The 18,297-nt window shown below is 58.8% G+C and carries 28 protein-coding genes; 15 read left to right on the top strand and 13 right to left on the bottom strand.

Features of this window, described 5'->3' with window-relative positions:
* From DI606_RS16490 to DI606_RS16480, 3 genes are all read left to right on the top strand, one after another.
* On the top strand, positions 1 to 145 hold a 145-nt coding region (locus tag DI606_RS16490; RefSeq protein WP_293984973.1), incomplete at its 5' end, for a ribosomal protein L7/L12.
* Between the two features lie 236 nt (positions 146 to 381).
* Complete coding sequence (locus tag DI606_RS16485) at positions 382 to 1,839, top strand: ABC transporter substrate-binding protein (protein ID WP_293984971.1); 1,458 nt, start codon at positions 382 to 384, stop codon at positions 1,837 to 1,839.
* Between the two features lie 22 nt (positions 1,840 to 1,861).
* Complete coding sequence (locus DI606_RS16480) at positions 1,862 to 2,284, top strand: DUF4112 domain-containing protein (RefSeq protein WP_293984968.1); 423 nt, start codon at positions 1,862 to 1,864, stop codon at positions 2,282 to 2,284.
* Positions 2,285 to 2,289: 5 nt separating this feature from the next.
* Here the strand turns inward: DI606_RS16480 and DI606_RS16475 are convergent, their stop codons facing one another.
* The 5 genes from DI606_RS16475 to DI606_RS16455 are packed head-to-tail and all read right to left on the bottom strand — an operon-like array spanning position 2,290 to position 6,451.
* The gene (locus tag DI606_RS16475; RefSeq protein WP_293984966.1) at positions 2,290 to 2,997 is read right to left on the bottom strand and encodes a ribonuclease T; all 708 of its coding nucleotides are present in this window, start codon (positions 2,995 to 2,997) and stop codon (positions 2,290 to 2,292) included.
* Entirely contained in the window at positions 2,990 to 3,838 is an 849-nt protein-coding gene (gene nadC / locus DI606_RS16470) for a carboxylating nicotinate-nucleotide diphosphorylase (protein ID WP_293984970.1), read from the bottom strand. Before nadC ends, DI606_RS16475 begins: the two co-directional genes overlap by 8 nt.
* A 4-nt stretch (positions 3,839 to 3,842) precedes the next feature.
* A complete protein-coding gene (nadA, locus tag DI606_RS16465) occupies positions 3,843 to 4,832 on the bottom strand; it encodes a quinolinate synthase NadA (RefSeq protein WP_293984965.1) in 990 nt (329 codons plus the stop codon).
* Between the two features lie 36 nt (positions 4,833 to 4,868).
* Positions 4,869 to 5,588, bottom strand: coding sequence for a DUF4230 domain-containing protein (locus DI606_RS16460; protein WP_293984963.1), 720 nt, complete (start codon positions 5,586 to 5,588; stop codon positions 4,869 to 4,871).
* Positions 5,573 to 6,451 carry an MBL fold metallo-hydrolase gene (locus DI606_RS16455; protein ID WP_293984961.1) on the bottom strand — a complete coding sequence of 293 codons (879 nt, stop codon included), beginning with the start codon at positions 6,449 to 6,451 and terminating at the stop codon, positions 5,573 to 5,575. The genes DI606_RS16460 and DI606_RS16455 overlap by 16 nt, the downstream gene beginning before the upstream one ends.
* A gap of 221 nt (positions 6,452 to 6,672) precedes the next feature.
* Between DI606_RS16455 and DI606_RS16450 the strand changes: the two genes are divergently transcribed.
* From DI606_RS16450 to DI606_RS16430, 5 genes are all read left to right on the top strand, one after another.
* Positions 6,673 to 6,888 carry a cold-shock protein gene (locus DI606_RS16450; RefSeq protein ID WP_293984959.1) on the top strand — a complete coding sequence of 72 codons (216 nt, stop codon included), beginning with the start codon at positions 6,673 to 6,675 and terminating at the stop codon, positions 6,886 to 6,888.
* A gap of 62 nt (positions 6,889 to 6,950) precedes the next feature.
* Positions 6,951 to 7,157 carry a hypothetical protein gene (locus DI606_RS16445; RefSeq protein ID WP_293984957.1) on the top strand — a complete coding sequence of 69 codons (207 nt, stop codon included), beginning with the start codon at positions 6,951 to 6,953 and terminating at the stop codon, positions 7,155 to 7,157.
* Between the two features lie 28 nt (positions 7,158 to 7,185).
* Positions 7,186 to 8,085, top strand: a complete 900-nt coding sequence (locus DI606_RS16440; RefSeq protein ID WP_293984955.1) for a tyrosine recombinase XerC — start codon at positions 7,186 to 7,188, stop codon at positions 8,083 to 8,085.
* A gap of 67 nt (positions 8,086 to 8,152) precedes the next feature.
* The gene (locus DI606_RS16435) at positions 8,153 to 8,440 is read left to right on the top strand and encodes a hypothetical protein (RefSeq protein ID WP_293984953.1); all 288 of its coding nucleotides are present in this window, start codon (positions 8,153 to 8,155) and stop codon (positions 8,438 to 8,440) included.
* 231 nt (positions 8,441 to 8,671) lie between these two features.
* Entirely contained in the window at positions 8,672 to 10,285 is a 1,614-nt protein-coding gene (locus DI606_RS16430) for a recombinase family protein (RefSeq protein WP_293984951.1), read from the top strand.
* 81 nt (positions 10,286 to 10,366) lie between these two features.
* On the opposite strand, the gene DI606_RS16425 is transcribed toward DI606_RS16430, so the two are convergent.
* Positions 10,367 to 10,558 carry a hypothetical protein gene (locus tag DI606_RS16425; RefSeq protein ID WP_293984949.1) on the bottom strand — a complete coding sequence of 64 codons (192 nt, stop codon included), beginning with the start codon at positions 10,556 to 10,558 and terminating at the stop codon, positions 10,367 to 10,369.
* A gap of 183 nt (positions 10,559 to 10,741) precedes the next feature.
* Between DI606_RS16425 and DI606_RS16420 the strand changes: the two genes are divergently transcribed.
* Complete coding sequence (locus DI606_RS16420; protein WP_293984947.1) at positions 10,742 to 11,101, top strand: DUF2958 domain-containing protein; 360 nt, start codon at positions 10,742 to 10,744, stop codon at positions 11,099 to 11,101.
* A gap of 98 nt (positions 11,102 to 11,199) precedes the next feature.
* On the opposite strand, the gene DI606_RS16415 is transcribed toward DI606_RS16420, so the two are convergent.
* Together DI606_RS16415 and DI606_RS16410 are read right to left on the bottom strand one after the other, a co-directional pair.
* The gene (locus DI606_RS16415) at positions 11,200 to 11,733 is read right to left on the bottom strand and encodes a hypothetical protein (protein WP_293984945.1); all 534 of its coding nucleotides are present in this window, start codon (positions 11,731 to 11,733) and stop codon (positions 11,200 to 11,202) included.
* 105 nt (positions 11,734 to 11,838) lie between these two features.
* Positions 11,839 to 12,240 carry a hypothetical protein gene (locus DI606_RS16410; RefSeq protein WP_293984943.1) on the bottom strand — a complete coding sequence of 134 codons (402 nt, stop codon included), beginning with the start codon at positions 12,238 to 12,240 and terminating at the stop codon, positions 11,839 to 11,841.
* A 173-nt stretch (positions 12,241 to 12,413) separates the two neighbouring features.
* Between DI606_RS16410 and DI606_RS16405 the strand changes: the two genes are divergently transcribed.
* Genes DI606_RS16405 through DI606_RS16395 form a run of 3 tightly spaced genes read left to right on the top strand, consistent with a single transcriptional unit; the run spans position 12,414 to position 13,176 of the window.
* Positions 12,414 to 12,680: a hypothetical protein gene (locus DI606_RS16405; protein ID WP_293984942.1), complete on the top strand. Its 267-nt coding sequence runs from the start codon at positions 12,414 to 12,416 to the stop codon at positions 12,678 to 12,680.
* Positions 12,677 to 12,907, top strand: coding sequence for a hypothetical protein (locus tag DI606_RS16400; protein WP_293984941.1), 231 nt, complete (start codon positions 12,677 to 12,679; stop codon positions 12,905 to 12,907). Before DI606_RS16405 ends, DI606_RS16400 begins: the two co-directional genes overlap by 4 nt.
* Positions 12,904 to 13,176, top strand: a complete 273-nt coding sequence (locus DI606_RS16395; protein WP_293984940.1) for a hypothetical protein — start codon at positions 12,904 to 12,906, stop codon at positions 13,174 to 13,176. The genes DI606_RS16400 and DI606_RS16395 overlap by 4 nt, the downstream gene beginning before the upstream one ends.
* A gap of 3 nt (positions 13,177 to 13,179) precedes the next feature.
* Here DI606_RS16395 and DI606_RS16390 read toward each other — a convergent pair whose 3' ends face one another.
* Genes DI606_RS16390 through DI606_RS16380 form a run of 3 tightly spaced genes read right to left on the bottom strand, consistent with a single transcriptional unit; the run spans position 13,180 to position 14,572 of the window.
* Positions 13,180 to 13,542 carry a hypothetical protein gene (locus DI606_RS16390; protein ID WP_293984938.1) on the bottom strand — a complete coding sequence of 121 codons (363 nt, stop codon included), beginning with the start codon at positions 13,540 to 13,542 and terminating at the stop codon, positions 13,180 to 13,182.
* The gene (locus DI606_RS16385; protein ID WP_293984937.1) at positions 13,535 to 13,912 is read right to left on the bottom strand and encodes a hypothetical protein; all 378 of its coding nucleotides are present in this window, start codon (positions 13,910 to 13,912) and stop codon (positions 13,535 to 13,537) included. Before DI606_RS16385 ends, DI606_RS16390 begins: the two co-directional genes overlap by 8 nt.
* A 45-nt stretch (positions 13,913 to 13,957) precedes the next feature.
* Positions 13,958 to 14,572, bottom strand: a complete 615-nt coding sequence (locus DI606_RS16380; RefSeq protein ID WP_293984912.1) for a hypothetical protein — start codon at positions 14,570 to 14,572, stop codon at positions 13,958 to 13,960.
* An 81-nt stretch (positions 14,573 to 14,653) separates the two neighbouring features.
* Here DI606_RS16380 and DI606_RS16375 point away from each other — a divergent pair, with 81 nt between their 5' ends.
* Both DI606_RS16375 and DI606_RS16370 read left to right on the top strand, forming a co-directional pair.
* Positions 14,654 to 15,310: a hypothetical protein gene (locus tag DI606_RS16375; protein WP_293984910.1), complete on the top strand. Its 657-nt coding sequence runs from the start codon at positions 14,654 to 14,656 to the stop codon at positions 15,308 to 15,310.
* Entirely contained in the window at positions 15,307 to 16,038 is a 732-nt protein-coding gene (locus DI606_RS16370; protein ID WP_293984909.1) for a hypothetical protein, read from the top strand. The genes DI606_RS16375 and DI606_RS16370 overlap by 4 nt, the downstream gene beginning before the upstream one ends.
* A gap of 566 nt (positions 16,039 to 16,604) precedes the next feature.
* Here DI606_RS16370 and DI606_RS16365 read toward each other — a convergent pair.
* Both DI606_RS16365 and DI606_RS16360 read right to left on the bottom strand, forming a co-directional pair.
* Entirely contained in the window at positions 16,605 to 16,874 is a 270-nt protein-coding gene (locus DI606_RS16365; RefSeq protein WP_293984908.1) for a hypothetical protein, read from the bottom strand.
* Between the two features lie 14 nt (positions 16,875 to 16,888).
* On the bottom strand, positions 16,889 to 17,617 hold the full coding sequence (locus DI606_RS16360) for a hypothetical protein (RefSeq protein ID WP_293984906.1): 729 nt from the start codon (positions 17,615 to 17,617) through the stop codon (positions 16,889 to 16,891).
* Positions 17,618 to 17,989: 372 nt separating this feature from the next.
* On the opposite strand from DI606_RS16360, the gene DI606_RS16355 reads away from it, so the two are divergent.
* Complete coding sequence (locus DI606_RS16355; protein WP_293984904.1) at positions 17,990 to 18,223, top strand: HNH endonuclease; 234 nt, start codon at positions 17,990 to 17,992, stop codon at positions 18,221 to 18,223.
* The last annotated feature ends 74 nt before the right edge of the window (positions 18,224 to 18,297 follow it).

Genomic DNA, 18,297 nt, shown 5'->3' with positions numbered 1-18,297 from the left:
CGCCATCACCGGCCTGGGCCTGACCGAAGCCAAGGCACTGGTCGAAGGCGCGCCCAAGGCGGTCAAGGAAGGCGTGAACAAGGAAGAAGCCGACAAGCTGAAGAAGCAGCTTGAAGAAGCCGGCGCGACCGTCGAGCTGAAGTAATCGGCTATCCGTCCCGCCTGACGGCGGGGCGGACCGGACCTGCGAAGGGCGGCCATCTCCCTGGCGGAGTCGGTCGCCCTTTTCTTTGTTCGCGGCCCGTCGCACGACAATCGGAGGCGAAGCGACCGACGCGCCGGGGCAGGCGCATGCGGCAGCGGTTCTATCGGCGGTTGGCGGGACCGGCGGCGCAGGCTAGGGTGGCGGTCCGCATGACTGCAACCACTCCCCGCCGCCGAATGGCCATCACCATCGCCGCCGCTCTCCTGCTGGCGGTGGGAGGGTGTTCGGACGAAGGAAGCGGCCCGGTCGTCGTCAGCGTCATCGGCGACAGGGACGATTTCGCCCGCCCCCTTCCCAACCTTCCCGATCCCGCCGCCAAGCTGATTCTGGAAGCCACCGCGCAGGGTCTTGTGGCGTTCGATGCGGGGGGCGATATCCTGCCCGCGCTCGCCCAGCGCTGGATCGTGCAGGATGACGGGCGCAGCTATATCTTTCGCCTGCGCCGTGCCTTCTGGGAGGACGGCTCGCGCGTGACGGCACCCGATGTCGCGCGGATGCTGATGGCGCGGATCGAAATGCTGCGGCGGATGGATCCGGAAGGGCCGCTGGACGCCGTGCAGGCGGTCGTGCCGATGACGGGCGAAGTCATCGAGATCCGCCTCTCCACCCCCCGCCCCTTCATCCTCCAGATGCTGGCCCAGCCGCAGATGGCGGTGCTGTCTCGCACCGGGGGAACAGGCCCGTATCGCCGCATGGCACAGGGCGGCCAGCTGTTCCTGACGCCGATAGACCGGTCGAGCGGCGACGATGGCGACGAGGATCAGCCGATTCCGCCATGGCAGATCCGTGTGGTCCGCGCGGAGCGTCCGGCGCTGGCCATCGTGCGGTTTCGCGAAGGCGACGCGGCGCTGGTACTGGGGGGGCGCTATTCCGACTTGCCGCTGCTGGTGCCCGCCGGGATCGACCGGAACGATGTGCGTATCGACCCGGTGCAGGGGCTGCTGGGGCTGGCGATCGTGGGGACGGGCACGCTGCTGGACGACGACGGCATCCGCGCTGCGATCAACATGACGATCGACCGCAGCCAGTTGCCTGCGTTATTCCCGCTGGGCGGGTGGGCGACAAGCGAGACGATTCTGCCCGGCGCGCTCGACCTTGGGCGCGATCCGACCCCGCCGGCATGGGCGTCCCTGCCGCTGGGAGAACGGCGCGCGCAGGCGGCGGCCAGTGTCACGCGATGGCGGGCGGATCATGGCGACCCGCCGCCGCTGCGCATCGCCCTGCCCAACGGGTCCGGATCGACGTTGCTGTTCGCGCTGATCGCCCGCGACCTCGCCAGCGTCGGGTTGCCCGCGCGGCGGGTGCCGATGCGGGCCGACGCGGACCTGCGGCTGGTGGACGAAGTCGCCGCCTATGACAGCGCGATCTGGTACCTCGGCCGCATCGGTTGTCCGCGCAAAGTGCATTGCGATCCGCAGGCCGATGCCCAGCTCACCGCCGCCAGCCGCGCGGCCAGCGAAGCGGAGCGCACTGCCCGTATCGCCGACGCCGAAGCACGCATGACGGCGCATAATGGCTATGTCCCGCTGGGCGCGCCGGTGCGCTGGTCGCTGGTGTCGCGGCGGCTCAGCGGGTTTCTCCCTTCGCCGCGTGCCAGGCACCCATTGAACCATCTGTTCCGCAGCACCAATTAACTGTCTTAAGGAGACAGGACGGATGGCAATCTCACAGGATCAGTTCCAGCGCATGGTTCAGGACTTGCCCGGTTTAGGGCGCGATCCGGCCTCTGTCCGCCGCCGGATCGAGGCGATGGAGCAATTGCTGGAAGGGCTTTTCGTCATTCCCGGCACGCAGCGCCGCGTCGGCCTCGACAGCCTGATCGGCCTCGTACCCATCGTCGGCGACCTCGTCACCGCTGCGATGGGGGGATGGATCGTGTGGGAAGCGCGCAACCTTGGCCTGTCGCGTTGGCAGCTGATGCGCATGGCCGCCAATGTGGGGTTCGATGCCGCCATCGGCGCGATCCCTTTCGCAGGCGATGCATTCGACTTTTTCTACAAGTCGAATACCAAGAATTTGCGCATCATCCGCAAGCATCTGGACCGCCACCATCCCTCGACGGCGGTCATCGACGGCTAGGGTCTCTAGCCGCGCGGAACGATGGTGATGCGGGTCGCGTCGTTCACGCCCCCCTGATGCGCCGGGCAGCGGGCGTAGCGCAGTTGGCGGTTCAGACAGACCCAAACTTCGCCGAGCGTCCCGTCCCGGTTGACGTTGAGCCGCATCATGTCCGCGGTCATGCCCGGGTTGACGGCGGCAAAGGCCGTGGCGAACGCACGAGCGGACAGCATCGGGCGCGCCGCCAGTTCCGCCATGCCCGGGTAGCGCAACGCATCATAGAGCTGGCGCGACCGGGCAAAGAATTTCGTCGGCGTCGTCGGCAGGCAAGTGCCGTGCTTGACCCATTCATGCTGAATAAGCTGGACCGAGGGCGTCGCGCAGAGGTGATCGCGTACGACCTGTCGCGGCAGAATGGGCGCGGCCTTGCAATATTGCGGCCAGTCCTTGCCCACCCCATCGGGCCACAGGCCATGCAGCGTGAAGCCGAAATCATTGCCCGAACGGCACTGGAAATCATCCTTCGCTCCGCCCTTCGACCGGGCGCAATAAGCGGGCGACCAACTGACCGCGAGTGTATAGCTGCCGACGGGCAGGACGCGCCTGGGCTCGTCGGCGGTCGGGCCTTCCACCACGGGGCGCGGGATGACGGTGGGAAGACGACACTGGTTCGCCTGCGCCATGGCGGTCGCGGGCGCGGCCAGGGCGACGATGGGCAGCAGGGCTTTAAGCATAGGCGAAATCCAGTCCGATATCGGCGGCGGGGGCAGACTGCGTCAGGCGACCGACGCTGATATAGGTAACGCCGGTTTCCGCCTTGGCGCGGATCGTGTCCAGCGTGACGCCGCCCGACGATTCGGTCGGCACGCGGCCTCCTACCAGGGTCACGGCACCGCGTAGCGTCGGCGCGTCCATATTGTCGAGCAGCAGGTGAGTCGCACCCGCCGCCAGCGCCGGTTCGATCTGGTCGACCCGGTCGACCTCGACGATGATGCGTTCCACCCCGGCGGCGACGGCGCGGCGGACGGCTTCGTCGACCGATCCTGCGACGGCGACGTGATTGTCCTTGATCATCGCCGCGTCCCACAGGCCCATGCGATGATTGGTCGCGCCGCCCATGCGCGTCGCATATTTTTCCAGGACGCGAAGACCGGGAATCGTCTTTCGCGTGTCGAGCAGCGTCGCCCCGGTGCCCAGGATCGCGTCGACATAGGCGCGGGTCATGGTCGCGATGCCAGTGAGGTGCTGCACCGTATTGAGCGCGGACCGCTCCGCCATCAGCATCGCGCGCGCCTTGCCACGGATGCGCATGATATCGGTGCCCGCCGCCACGCGGTCGCCGTCCCTATGCAGCATCTCGATCTCGACCGCCGGGTCGAGGGCACGAAAGAAAGCGACGGCGATGGGGAGACCCGCAAGCGTCACCGCGTCGCGGCTGTCCATCACGCCGTCGAACAGGGCATCGGCAGGGATCACCGCCTCGCTGGTCACATCGCGACCGTCCGGGCCGAGATCTTCGGCCAGCGTCGCGGCGACGAAGGCGTCGAGGTCGAAGCCGGGGAGCGTCAAGAGCACGGGATCAGCCACGCGGCCCCACATCGCCCTGCCCCACAGTCGCACCCGCCATGTCGAGCATCCGGTCGAGACTCTTCTTGGCGGCGAGGCGCAGCCCTTCCTCCATCTCGATGCGCGGCTGGAGGTCGCGCAGCGCGACGTAGAGCTTTTCCAGCGTGTTGAGCGCCATATAGGGGCACACATTGCAGTTGCAGTTGCCGTCCGCACCCGGCGCGCCGATGAAATTCTTGTTCGGCATGCTCTTGCGCATCTGATGGATGATGTGCGGTTCGGTCGCGACGATCAGCGTGTCGCCCGGCATCGTGCGCGAATAGTCGAGGATGCCGCTGGTCGATCCGATATAATCGGCATGATCGGCGATATAGGGCGGACATTCGGGGTGCGCGGCGACGGGCGCGCCGGGGTGCTGCGCCTTGAGCTTCAGCAATTCGGTTTCGCTGAACGCTTCGTGCACGATGCATACGCCCGGCCACAACAGCATATCGCGCCCGAGCTTACGCTTCAGATAGCCGCCCAGATGCTTGTCGGGGCCGAAGATGATCTTTTGATCGGCGGGCAGTTGCGCGACGATCTTTTCCGCCGACGACGAGGTGACGATGATGTCGGACAGCGCCTTCACCTCGGTCGAGCAGTTGATGTAGCTGAGCGCGATATGGTCTGGATGCGCTTCGCGAAACGCCTTGAATTGCGCGGGGGGGCAGCTGTCCTCCAGCGAACATCCGGCGTCCATGTCGGGCAGGATGACGATCTTTTCTGGCGAGAGGATCTTGGCCGTTTCCGCCATGAAACGCACCCCGCAAAAGGCGATCACATCCGCATCGGTTTCCGCCGCCTTGCGCGACAGTTCGAGGGAATCGCCCACGAAATCGGACAGGTCCTGGATTTCCGGCTTCTGATAGTAATGGCCGAGGATGACGGCGTTGCGCTCCTTGCGGAGGCGGTCGATCTCCGCGCGCAGGTCGATGCCCTGCGGAATACCGGTGATAGCGTTCATACCCTGTGACTCCTTGGCGGGTCTTTGCTGCGCGCCCTAGCGCTGCTGGCGGCGGTTTGCCAGCACCTCGTTGATCGGGGTCGTCACGTCCCAGCGGTCGCGGTTCGGGTCGTTGCGTTCCGGCGGAAAGGTGACGAGCACGCGCGCGTCGTCATAGCCGATGGCGGCAAGCGGCGCGCCCATGATCCGGGCGATGGCCTTACGGCCATATTCCCGCGCCTGCGCCATGCGTTCGGGCGAGCGCGCAGAGGTGGCGGCACGGGATTGCGCATGGGCAGAAACGCGGCGGCTGAGCTCCTCGCTCGCCTGCCGGGTGACGAACAGGCCGTTGGTGCGCACGAGCGTGCGGCGGCTTTCGTCGACATTGGGCTTAGCCGGTGCGACATCGGGCGCGTTGACGATCAGCGTCCGTGTTTTCGCATCCCATTCGAGATCGTGGGCGGACAGGCCCGACAGATCGACGAAATAATCGACCGAATAGGGCATCTTCACCACCTGATCGGACTTGAGCAGGCCAAAGCCGCGCACATCCTGCGCCGTGCTCTGGATCGTGCCGTTCAACTGGCTGACGCGCAGGGCGCTGGCCCCCGATATGCGCTCCGCGATGATTCTGGTGACAGCCGATCCGTCATCCTCGACACTGACGACATAATCGCGATTATAACGTTGCCATCCCACAAGCATCGCCGCACCCACGCCGAGGATCAGCAGAGCAAGAACGACCGGCGGGGCGTAGCGCTTCAGCGTATCTGCCACAGGCCGCCCCCGGCAGGCGTCGCCAATCCCCGCGCATCGAGGTCGATGAGATGCGCCAGGACCGAGCGCCCGGCGGCAGGGTGGAGGCGCGAATCGACGCCCTTGTACATTTCCGACACCATGTCGGGGATCGCGCTGGCCCCGTGCCGTTCGAGGAAGCGCATGATCTGCCCCTCCCGCTGTTTGCGATGGCCCATCATGCCCCGCACCAGCCGCCGAGGCTGATCGACCGGCTCGCCATGGGCGGGATAGTAGATGACATCGTCCCGCCCCAGCAGCCGCTGCATCGACGCCATATAGGCAGTCATGTCGCCGTCCGGGGGTGAAATGACGCTGGTGGACCAACCCATGACATGATCGCCGCTGAACAGCGCCTTTTCCTCCAGCAGCGAAAAGCACAGATGGTTGGACGTATGGCCGGGCGTCGCCACCGCTTCCAGCGTCCAGCCCGGGCCGGTTACCCGGTCCCCGTCGACAAGGATGCGAGTGGGCATATAGTCCGCGTCGAACGCGGCGTCGGCGCGCGGGCCGTCATCCTCCAGCGTCAGCGGCGCGCAGCCGACGACGGGGGCGCCGGTCGTTTCGCTCAACGGGCGCGCAGCAGGGCTGTGGTCGCGGTGCGTATGGGTGCACAGGATCGCGGCGACGGGACGACCCGAGATCGCTGAAGCCAACGCCGCAAGGTGCGCGGGGTCGGCGGGGCCGGGATCGATCACGGCGACGACATCGGTTCCCACCAGATATGTCTGCGTCCCTGTATAGGTGAAGGGCGAAGGATTGGGGGCAAGCACGCGCGCGACGAGCGGGCTCATCGGCATCAGCAGGCCGGTCGGCAGATCGGCCGGGTCGAAGGGAAGCGCCATAGCTTCCCATGTGCCCATTTCGGCACGGATTTCAAGGACGGGTCCACGCAGCGACCGACCGCTTTTGCTATTGTCGCGCCGATGCGCTATGGTGCGGCAGCTACAGTCGCAAATCGACGGTCTTCGGCGCTTTGCTGCTCCCTCTTCCTTCTTTCCCTGCCCCTCTAGCAACCCGGCAGGTCCACACGGGACCTGTCGATCTGAAAGAAAGGAGCTCATTCATGAGCAGCATTATCGGCACCGTCAAATTCTTCAACGCGGACAAGGGCTATGGCTTCATCGCTCCGGACAATGGCGGCACCGACGCCTTCGTCCACATCAGTGCCGTCGAGAAGGCGGGCCTGGCCACGCTGCGCGAAAAGGACCGCGTGTCCTACGATCTGGAACAGGATCGTCGCGGCAAGATGGCGGCTGTGAACATCGCGCACGCCGAATAATCCGGGGATGCGGGGCCGGTATCCGGCCCCGCCCCTTGTACCCCCTATCCGAGGAGATCGACGTGGCTGCTCCTGACTATCGCGCCCTTGCGGCGCAGGCGCATGACGATGCCGCCGCCGCGAACCTCACCAATGTCCGCGACCGATTCCTGCGCGCTGAAAGCGCCTGGCTCGCCATGGCGCGCCGTCAGGACCTGTCCGACGCCGCCCGCGCCAAGCGGGACGCGACCGGTCCCGACAAGAACGATTCGCTCCCGCCGCTGTCCTGACGGGCACGGCTCTGCTAAGGGCGGCCCGATGACGCAGGGCAGCCCTTCCCTCCTCGAAGCATGGCGGCGGCATCTGGCGCTCGACCGGCGCAGGTCGGTCCATACCGTGCGCGCCTATGTCGCCACCGCGGAGCGGCTGATCGCCTTTCTCGAATCGCATCATGGGCAAGCGGTGGACGCGGCTCTGGTGGCGCGGATCGACCAGGCGGACCTGCGCGCCTTTCTCACCCATCGCCGCCTCGACGGCATCGGCAACCTGTCCGCCGCGCGGGAATTATCGGCGGTACGGGGTTTTCTGAAATTCACCGGCGGCGACGATGCCCGGGTGCCAAGGATCAAAGGACCGCGCGTCAAGCGCGGGCTGCCGCGCCCCGTATCTCCCGACGAAGCCATGGCACTGGCCGAAGATATCGCCGAAACCGCGCGAGAGGGATGGATCGGCGCGCGCGACTGGGCTGTGCTGCTGCTGCTATATGGCGCGGGGCTGCGCATCGGTGAGGCGATGGCGCTGACCGGCGAAGTGCTGCCACTGGGCGAAACGCTGCGCGTGACGGGCAAGCGCAACAAGACGCGGATCGTCCCGCTGCTGCCGCAGGTGCGGGGGGCCATCGAAGCCTATGTCCGCCAGTGTCCGCATCCGATGGAGCGGACCGGGCCGCTATTCCGCGGGGCACGCGGAGGGCCGCTGTCGGCGGCGCTGATCCGCCGTGCGGTCCAGGGTGCGCGGGGACGACTGGGACTGTCCGACCGCACGACGCCCCATGCGCTGCGCCATAGTTTCGCAACGCACCTGCTGGGTCGGGGGGCGGATTTGCGCTCGCTCCAGGAACTGCTCGGCCATGCGAGCCTGTCCTCGACGCAGGTCTATACGCAGGTGGATGCGGCGCATCTGCTCGATATCTATCGCAACGCCCATCCACGCGCCTGAAATCGCCATCAAAGCGCCGTAATCGCTCGACAGTCTCCGGCCGTCGGGGGCGACGGAGGCCAAGGCGATGCTGCGTTTCGCGATGCTGTTGCAAGTGGCGGGCGCGGGCGAAATCCCGCCCGATTTCGACCTGCGGACCGTCAGACCCAGCGCCGACCCCAATGCCATCGTCGTGACCGGGCGGCGGCCCAGCCAGCGAATCGAGCGCACGACCGACAGCACCGAGCCGCCGCTCGGCCGGGCCGAGATCGGCTTGTTCGGGCAGGTGAAGGGCAATGTCCGTGTCGAAAGCCAGGCGTTCGGCAACGGCACCGCGTCGCAGCGCGTGATGGTGGGGATCAAGCTTCCGTTCTAGTGGGCTTCCATGTCGCCAGCCGCCACAGATAGGCGATCACCGCCGCGATGACGAAGGCGGTCGTCACCGGCCCCAGATATTTGTCGATGTCGCGGAAAGATCGCCCGAGGAAATAGCCCGCATAGGCAAGGATCAGGTTCCAGATGAGAGCGCCCGCCGCCGTCCAGAGCAGAAAGCAGCCCTAAACGGTTGTAAAAGGAAATCCTAACTCATCGCAGCTAGGACATGCTTATGACCGAAATGACCCTAACGCGCAGCGCCTTAAAGCCCGCTTACATATATGCCCGCTTCTCAAGCGCCGAGCAAGCAAAGGGCTTCTCGCTTGAGCGCCAGCTATCAACGGCCAGGTCCTTCATCGAAAGCAAGGGCTGGCACCTTGCAGGGGAAATGACCGACGAGGGGCGTTCAGCTTTTCATGGTAGCAACCGTGATGAAGGTGCTGCCCTATTTGAATTTGAGGCCAAAGCGCGGTCAGGCCATTTCAGCAATGGAGCGGTCCTCGTTGTTGAAAATATCGACCGTCTCAGCCGTCAGGGACCGAAAGCAGCAGCGCAGCTTATCTGGGCCTTAAATGAACGAGGGGTCGATGTTGCGACCTATCATGACGATCAGATTTACCGTGCCGATGCCAGCGACATGCTGGAGATATTTGGCCTCATCATAAAAGCATCGCTTGCTCATGAGGAAAGCGAGAAAAAGGCCAAACGCGCAAAGGCCAGTTGGGACAAAAAGTATGCCGCGATCGAAGCAGGGTCCAAAAAGGCCATAACCAAAAATGTCCCGGCGTGGCTTACCGTTACCGAAGACGGCGACATTCAGGAAAACAAGCGCCGGGTTGCTGTCGTGCGCGAGATATTCGAGTCATATGCAGAGGGTATCGGCCTGCACACAATTATGAAGCGGCTTAATGGACGAGGTGAGCCAGCATTCTCGGGCAGGGACAATTCAAAAGGCTGGTCCAAAAGCGCAATCAATCATGTGCTGTCACATCGCGCAGTGCTTGGGGAGTTTCAGACCCAGAATGGCAAACATATTCCGGTTGCCTATTACCCTCAAATTATCACGCTGGACCTCTTCAACCGCGTAGAAGCCATGCGCTCGACCAAAACCCGAACAGGTGGTTCGTCCAAATATCAGGGTAACAACCTGTTTGCCGGGATAGCGCGCTGCGAGCATTGCGAGGGGCCAATGGGCTTTGTTCGCGATGGTGGCCTCACGCGATACACGACCGCATCCGGCGAGAAGAAAGTCTACGAACGGAAGGCAAACCATGCTTACCTGATCTGTGACGCTGCCCGGCGTGGCTTCGGCTGTGACAATAAAACTCACGCTTCCTACTCGACCATCGAAGCTGCTACGCTAAAGCAATTACTCTGGGTAGCAATCGATGATGAGCAACCGTCCAATCCGAAAGCCGATGCTACTCAGGATAAAATCGATGCCGTGCTTCATAGCCTCGACCTAAAGCATCGTCAGATCAGCAACATGCTTGACAGTATGATCGACACACCAAGCAAAGCGATGGCCGCGAGGGTAGTCGCGCTCGAAGGCGAAACCGAAACGCTCCAAGCCGAATTAGAATCCTTGCAAAAAGAACATGCGCTGCTCACCGCTGCACCATCCACCTTCAACGACATTGAGGAACTTCGCGTCCTAGCTGACTTGCTGACCAGTGATGATGAGGACATTCGCCGCGCTGCTCGTCTCCGCACCAATGCAGCCCTCAAGCGCGTGATCGACCACATGACCGTAAACCGCAACGGGGACTTCGTGGTGATGGCCGATGACATCGCAGTTTGGGAATTTAACAAGCAGGGACATCGTATTGGAGGGCAAGCTCTGTAAGCCCCGTAGAGTGTCACTCATGGGGAAAGCGCCAGCGTAACAGCTTGGCGCTTTGTCGTTCTGTAAGAACGTCTGCGGGCGTCAGTGACGCGGTAATTCGACTACATCATCTTCGTGACCGAGTTCGATCCGGTAGTGGGTCAGATAGCGCTCTACATACAAGCGCGTACCGTTCCATGTGCAGCAGAACTCGTCTTCTTCAAAGTCGGCATCGCACTCGACAACCTCAAGCATGAAATCTGCAAGCTGGGCAAGTTCAACCTGTGTAAGCATGTAGTTGGCTCCTTCTCCAACTGTATGCTTTCAGGCTATCTGATAATCATCCACTTTCTGACTTCGTGATAAACTCTTTGGCGAACCACAAATTACACCACTACAGGACCACTATTTTCTTGCTCTTTTGGCTGAAAGGCTTTGCATGTTCTGAGGCACATCAACCAAAGGAACGTGCCTACTATGGAATGGACAAAACATATCCGCCCCACAGACTTGCAGCAGCTAATCATAAATTGGGAAGAACAGCAGCCGCTGAAAGGCACTGGACGGGAACGCGACTATCAGCCGGTGGTCAAGATATTCAATCCCGTTGGCGCAGCGACATTCCTCATATCGGAATGCGACGATGACGGGCTGGCTTTCGGAATTTCTGATCTAGGCTTTGGCGAGCCTGAGCTTGGATATGTCTCACTTGATGAGATATTCGGCGTCAAATTGCCCGGTGGCCTGACGATGGAGCAGGACATCTACTTCAAGCCCAAGCACACGCTATCGCAATATGCCGCAGAAGCCCGTCAGAAGGGCCGGATAGTCGCCTAAGCTAAATAGTTGCAGCAGGGTTTAATTTAGACATTGGCCTGGCTCTCACTTGATTAACGGAAAACCCCGGCACCCCATAGCGCCGGGGTTTTCTTATATCACTTTTTCTCGGCCAGCACCTTGTCGATGTCAGCCGCATCATACTTGCCATCGGCCTTCAACGCGGCAGCGGCCTGAGCAGCAGACTGCTTCTGCTTGCCCATGCGAATACCGAAAGCGCGACGGATATTGGTCAAGGGATCACTGCTAGCCGCACGAGTGCTAGCCTTTCCACCTGACACACTTTTAGTGGAAGCCACGCCGTTCAACGCATCATCAAGTTCGCCAGCTTCCACGGATGCCTTCAAGGCTTTGATAAAAGCGTCGAAGCGTTCGCTAGGTATGTAGAGTGTTGTGTCGCCATCAAGCGCAACAGGCTCACCACCGAACGTGGGCTTGAACTCCACGATGTTGTTTGCAGCCTTCCACGATTTTTTGCCCCGTGTGGGTTCTGTCGCAAGGAACTGGTTGAGCGCAGTATCGAGAGATTTGGAAAAACGAGCGCGCAGCTTTTCAGCCGCACGAGGATCAGGACCAGTCTCTTCGAACTTGGCCTTGAGCTTCTTATCCGTGAGTGACTTCCAGTCCGCCATTGCAACCTCCTAGTTTGGTTGCACGACTAACTGCCTGCATGTGAGTTAGAAGTCAACAAAATGGGGTCAGTTTCCCGACCCCGTGTAGTTCGATCTCAGAAGCTGTTATCCGGCTTTCTTTTTTTCCTCGCGAGTTGCGCGCAGCTTCTCGCGCCGGGCAGCAATACCTTTGTCGGCTTCGACCAACGCGGCATCCATCTTGCCGTCTTTGATTTCCTTGGCGTAGTGGTTCATCGCTGCTTCGAAATGCTCCGATGGCACGACCACGCTGGTTTCGTCACCAACGAGTTTGATGGGCTGGTTGTTGACCCGGAGAGTGATCTTCGTCTCAGACTTGCCGATTGTGAACCACCTGCGACCATTTTCGCTGGGGTTCTTGAACAGCGCAATCTGCTTGGTGATGCCGTCGAGCAGTATGGACTTTGCGTTGCGCTCTTGCCCGGTGTCCGAAGCAAATTCAGCCGACTTAGCAACGGGGACGATCATGCTAGGAGAAAAAGCAACCATTGTGTGTAACTCCGATCTTCGCAGCGCTCTATTGCCCTGCCAACATCGTATGTTGCCGTTCCACCTAATAATCATCCGCTCTTTGGCGTTGACAGTCAGGAGATTTCAGGAGGCTCCTTATCGGGTTCAAACTCTCGTCCGTGGATAAATATGCGGAGAGAGGAGAACACATTATGAAAACCACTTATACGATCCGTAGCAAGATGCCACTTCCGACGACATCGGTTCATGCGACCAGCAGCATCCTTATCTACTATAAAAACCCGCACTGCTTGGTTCAAATCGACACATCGAAGACCAAGGCTTGGCTAGACGCTGTAACGTCTTTGTTGAACCACCCATCTGTCTTGTTCGCCAGCATGATCGAAGGCGAATTTCAGATTTCGCTTACAGACAAAAATGTAGCCGATGAATTTCACGCAAAATGGGGTGCGGAATGATCTATTTCCTAACCGCGCTCTGCGCCTTCATGTTCTTTGCTGTTTGTGGGGCTTGTCACAGATTACAAAAAGCCGAAGAGCATATCGAGATTATCCGCACGGCACTTGAGCGCCACCTGACCGATGGCAGCGACTACCAGACTTCAAAATCAATCGGTCAATATCAGGGCAAATGGCGTGTCCAGCTTGGCGACCGCACATGGTCAGGCAAGGATGGTGACGCATGATCCAATTACTATCTCTGCGCGAAACAGTGGAAAACGAATACCGCCCGACGAAATCGGGGCAAGAGTTAGTCGGCTCGCTGTTCGTGTTCGAACTCGAATTTATCGGTCGCGAAGCCTCAGCCGTTATCGGCTTTTTGGCTCGTCAATGTGACAGGCTATACTCGATCAGCCTCGATATTGAGGCGGACGACTTGTGCCTTGCGACAATCAAGACACCATTCCGTGCCTACGCGGAAATTATCCGCGATGGATTGCAAGGTGAGATATGACAGCTAATTGCCATCTTTCTTGAGCGCGCCGAGCAGGCCACCAAGGAAGTTCTCATGCGGCGGTGGCGGAGCCTGCGGCGGCGGTGCCGGCATGTAGCCGTGATTTATCCAATGCCAAATCTCTTGTGGCATGGTCCCGCCTGTCAGATGTGAAAACAATTGTGTGACCATGAACGGCGATTGCTCAAATAGCCCTTTTAGGCTCTCTGTCACGACTACAGCGGTTTGCTCGCTCTTAAGGACATAGGTGCCGATAAAGGGCTGATAATACTGAACGATGAAACGATTGACTTTCACATGGTTCAGCAATTGACCTTCGGTCGGTGTGAACCCATACGGGTTGTAGGACAGCAGGTAATTATTCACCACTTTTGTCCTCGAGTGCTGGATTGCCGACCAGATCGCCGGATACGGTGACTTCCTTCAATTCGCCGCCATCCTTAAACGCAATGGCCTGCCGTATTTGCAGCATCCGCTCGATATGCTGCTCACCTTGCAACCTATTCGCGTCGTGCTTCGTGAAATGGACAAGCTGCCAACATGCTATTCCGAGCGGAAAGCCAGTGATGACAATCAGGATCAGCGCCGGTATCCATAGCCCTGCGTGGAACAGCGTTGAAATCCCTATGATGCCCAGCGGGCAGATCATCAGGCACAACATCAGCGCAGGGTTCATTGCGCTGCTGGTCGTGATCTTGCGCGCCATTGTCGCGAGGTGTGATTGATCCTGCCCCATCAGCATTTCATGCCACGCAGATGAATTTCGGGCAATCCGCTCATATCACCCTTCCACGCCATATTGTGCGATCTCATCGAGCTGCCAGTGACGCAGTTCGACTGCCTCATAATACCAGCGTTCCATAGTCTGTTGCAGGTCGTGCATATAAACCTGCAACACCTCCACGTTGATGAGGCTATGCCCCTCTAAGTGGCGATTGTCTTGGCGGTCAAATGGGTAACGAAAAACCTGCCCTGTAGGATCGAAGGAATGAAAGTGGCCTATAATTGCACCGATGCGTTCGACCGCATCTGGTTCGATAAGATCATGTCCATGTTCAGCAGTCAGGCGCGAAACCTCATCCCACAGGACGTCTATCTGATGGCTTTTTTTGAACCCCTCATGTGATCCCAGCAGCAGATTGAGTTTGACGATCATCTGCTTAAGCATCAATTCGATTGCGTGACGGTAGCTGAACGCAATTGGGTAAATCAGCGTATCAACAGGAGCCGTGCATTTGCGTGCAGCCTCAATTGCGGCATGGCCAGCCTCAAAGAACCCATTCGCGTAATGAAAAAGCTCATACGGGCCGCCGTTAGCGCCCACGCAAGCATTCATTTGGAAATTCTCGCCATTCGTGAACAGCGGGTTTGCGGGCTGGTCGACTTTGGGTTTCATAGCAACGAATTTATATCGCAATCGTTACAAAGCCAAGCACCCTTAACGCGATGATAACGGGATCACTTTTAGTGAGTCCCTATGAACCTACTGCACGACGCAATTCGCAGCATCCTCCCGACAAAGAGCAGATCGGCCCCCTATAACGGCGGCACAAAGATCAAATTCGACTGCCCGTTGTGCCACCTCAAAGGCCATTCACGCGACAAAACCCAGCGAGGCGCATTCTTCCTCGATCCATCGGGCGCTGCTGGCTACGGCTGTTTCCAGTGCCAGACCCATACCCGGCAAGAACCCGACACCTCACTGGCGAAGAAAATGCGCGAGGTCATGAGCGCACTCGGCATGTCCGACGAGCAGATTGAGAAGCTGTCCTATGATCTTTGGTCGGCTAAGGTAGCTAGGCAGCGCGGTATCGCGCCCAGACCCCATATAGCCAAACAGCCATTACCAGCCGGTGCCAAGCCTATCGGCCAATGGATCGCAGAAAACATAGCCGACGAGAATTTCAACGATCTCTTGGAAGCGCTGGCGGACATGAGCGATGCACTGCGCAACAGCTATTATTGGACACCTGATCCCGGTCCCTCCGGTGACATGAACCGCCGTTTTATCTGGGTTATCGGCCCCAAAGACGATCCCATGGGCTGGGCAGCACTCACTATTGATGATGATGAAGCCGAACCCCTGCTGAGCGATCCCAACATATTCCTATTCAACGACGAGGACGACCAATGACAACCAGCGCAGATATTGATGAGCAACTGTTGCGCGAAGCACTTGAAAACCAAGTCACGGAACTTCATGAAGCGGTAAAAAACAATGACATTGGTTCGATCTTCCATGCCATCGAGAATGCAGAGCTAGAATATAGCAAACTGGAAATGCCGCTTGAAATGCTCAAACAGGTTGAGATCACTCAACGCGCAATTCTTCAAGCGCATGAACGTCTCAATGATTTCACGCGGGCTATTGCAGAAGCCACCAAGCAGGAAGCTGCCAAGAAAGCAAACGAGGCTTTTCATGAAGTAGAGAAGCACATGAAGTCGCTTGTTGGGAATGGCGATTATCCGAAGATATTTGTTACGCAGATAACCGGCTCAACTCCTGTCGTGATTAAAGCTCTCATCAATAAGAAGCTGCCAAAGGATCGCTACCTTCGCGGGAGTTCCTTCAATGCTTTTGTTGATGGCGCTGCTGCTTTCCCATACAGCAAATTCGGCGGCAGTGAACTCACCAAACCGGAACGCGACAAGCTACTATTTCTACGGCTTGACAGCACTGAGGCAATAATAGCTAAAACTACCTGCACCGAAAAAAGCGTTGTGATTGATGATCCTGATGCAAGCAAATGGTCCTCAATGGTCATAGCAGCACACATAAGCCGCACGACGCTCGATACAACTTGGTATGATAACCACTTTCAGAAAACCGTTAAGGTCATGCAAGCGTTACTAGGAAAGTAAGTTGCACATGCAATGATTTTTAAGTCGCGATACGAAGTCAACGAAGCTATGCAGTGATGGCACGGTAGCAGTGTTGGATAACGGTCGCTTCTAGTTGTCCAGATAGTCCGCTAATCCATCCCCCGGATTAGCGGACTATCAAGGTCTCAGATGCCCTACGGCTGTCTATGAGAACAAACGTGAAGCCCTAATCTGTCACGCTGCATCGGGTGCAAACAGACGCTCTCAGAGTGTCAGAGGTTCGATCCCATATTCAACAGCGAAATGCCGAGCGTCCTTGTTGTCCTCAAACTCAATGCGGATAAGTTCGTATTCGCTTACCTGCCAGCCGGGATAACGGAAGCAGTGACCACCCGGTCTGATAGTTAGGTCAGACGGATCGAAGATGGCCCGATGAGCAGTCCATTCACTATCACGCCACGATATTAGCGTGCCATCATCGAGCATGTCGTCACCCTCAGTCTTATACACTACTGCACGGCCTTTCACATGCAAAGCCATCCATTCGTAAAAGACTTCGCTGTCATGCTATTTCAGGAAATCGCCGAATAGATCGAATATGACGCTCATGCTGCTCTCTTTGCTTGCCATTCAGATGCGTAGGCCATTGCCGGTGCCAGACGTTCAACGCGAGTGCGCCAGTCCACCTCCGAAACATCGCCGTTTTCATATGCCAGCCTAGCCATCACAGGGTCTTTGCCATCCCTGTGTGCCTCGACCATCAAAATCCAGAGCCATGCACGATCCTGCCATTTATCCAGCCCGTCAAAGATGGATGTTTCGGGCTTGCAGGTATCGTCTATGATCTGTTTCAGTTCGGCCGCCAGACCGTCCATTATCTCGTCTCTTGTCATAATGCCTCTGGTCGTTTGCCATTCCATTGCGCTGCCCAGCCTTCCAACTGCGCGCCTAACTCAACATCAATGCGAGTAACCCGCGCCTGAAAATGGCGCCGATGTTCATGCCCTGACGGCTCATCGCCTCGACACAAGCGAGCAGCCATCATCGACCCATTATCCAGATAGGCAGTGAGCATCCGAACAGGTGTGGTCATTAACGAACGCCATTGCTCATAGCGATCCGTTTTATCCCGATAAAAAAGATACTGACGAGCCGCGAAGGGCAACACTGCATCATTCGACGGCAGATCGCCCAACTCACTAGAAGTGGGATATGGCTTGATTTGGTAAGCTGCACGGTCAGCCGCATTCAGAACCCGGCCCCGATCACGTAGGTTCAAAAGCAAGTCCAAATGCGCCTCACGTTCCCCGGCAAGATGCGCGTGGATGACCTCAAGCCATATCGCGCCCGATGGGTCATCGATGAGACGATCCCGCGCAAATAGCTTCTCTGCCTTGCCCTTGACAGTAGTGGTCTGCTCCCTAGTGAGCCGCATTACCGCATAACCATCTAGGGCTTCATCGCGCAGCAATTCCATGGGAGCGAGATTGTTCGCCGATATGTTGTGATAGCCAGCAGCGCCACGACGAAAAGCCCGCCGGAAGTCATTTGCAGTCCGACCACACGCCAGCAAGATCGCCGGATACTCGGCAGCGCTCTCACGGATAATGGCATCCAAGGGGGCTAGATCACCCTGCAAGCGAGCATCACGCAGGGCCAGGACGATAGCCTTCGTGAAATCCTGAACTTCCCGTTTCGGTCGCTGGACATGGTAATATCGGTCGTCGCTGGATCGCATTGCCCTGCCGTAGCGAACCCCCGTTAATCCTTCGCTAAAAGGTCCAGAACCCCTCCAGCTAACTAGTGGATGGGAAGAAAGAAACTACCAAGCCGGCCTTGCACATATATGGGCTGCACGAACGCAGGAGTTCGCAATCTCCTACAAGAGCCATTATGCCATAATCACTACACGAAAAAGCTAGTTGCTGATCGACAAGCGAGAGTGCAAGCGGGATTATTGACCCCGGTCACAACACCAAACAAATACTGCATGGATGCTCATGGCTATCAACTTGGCTATGCACCTGAACACCCACTAGCAAGCAAAACGGGATTAGTTCATGAACACCGGGTTGTCGCTTATGAGAAGTATGGAGGAGGCGACCAGAAATGTCATTGGTGCAAGACACCTCTGACATGGAAGCAAGTTGAAGTGGATCATCTGGATTGGAATAGATCAAACAACGACAAAAGCAATCTCGTGTTGATTGCCGCTGAGAAGTGACCCGGGGTTTTCATCGAGAAGTGACCCACCTTGCGATTATGTTTCGGATGTCAGGGGTGGGTCAAGATGGGGTT

The organism is Sphingobium sp. (assembly GCF_003248505.1).
Classification (GTDB): domain Bacteria; phylum Pseudomonadota; class Alphaproteobacteria; order Sphingomonadales; family Sphingomonadaceae; genus Sphingobium.
This window is presented reverse-complemented; position numbering and strand designations above follow the sequence as displayed.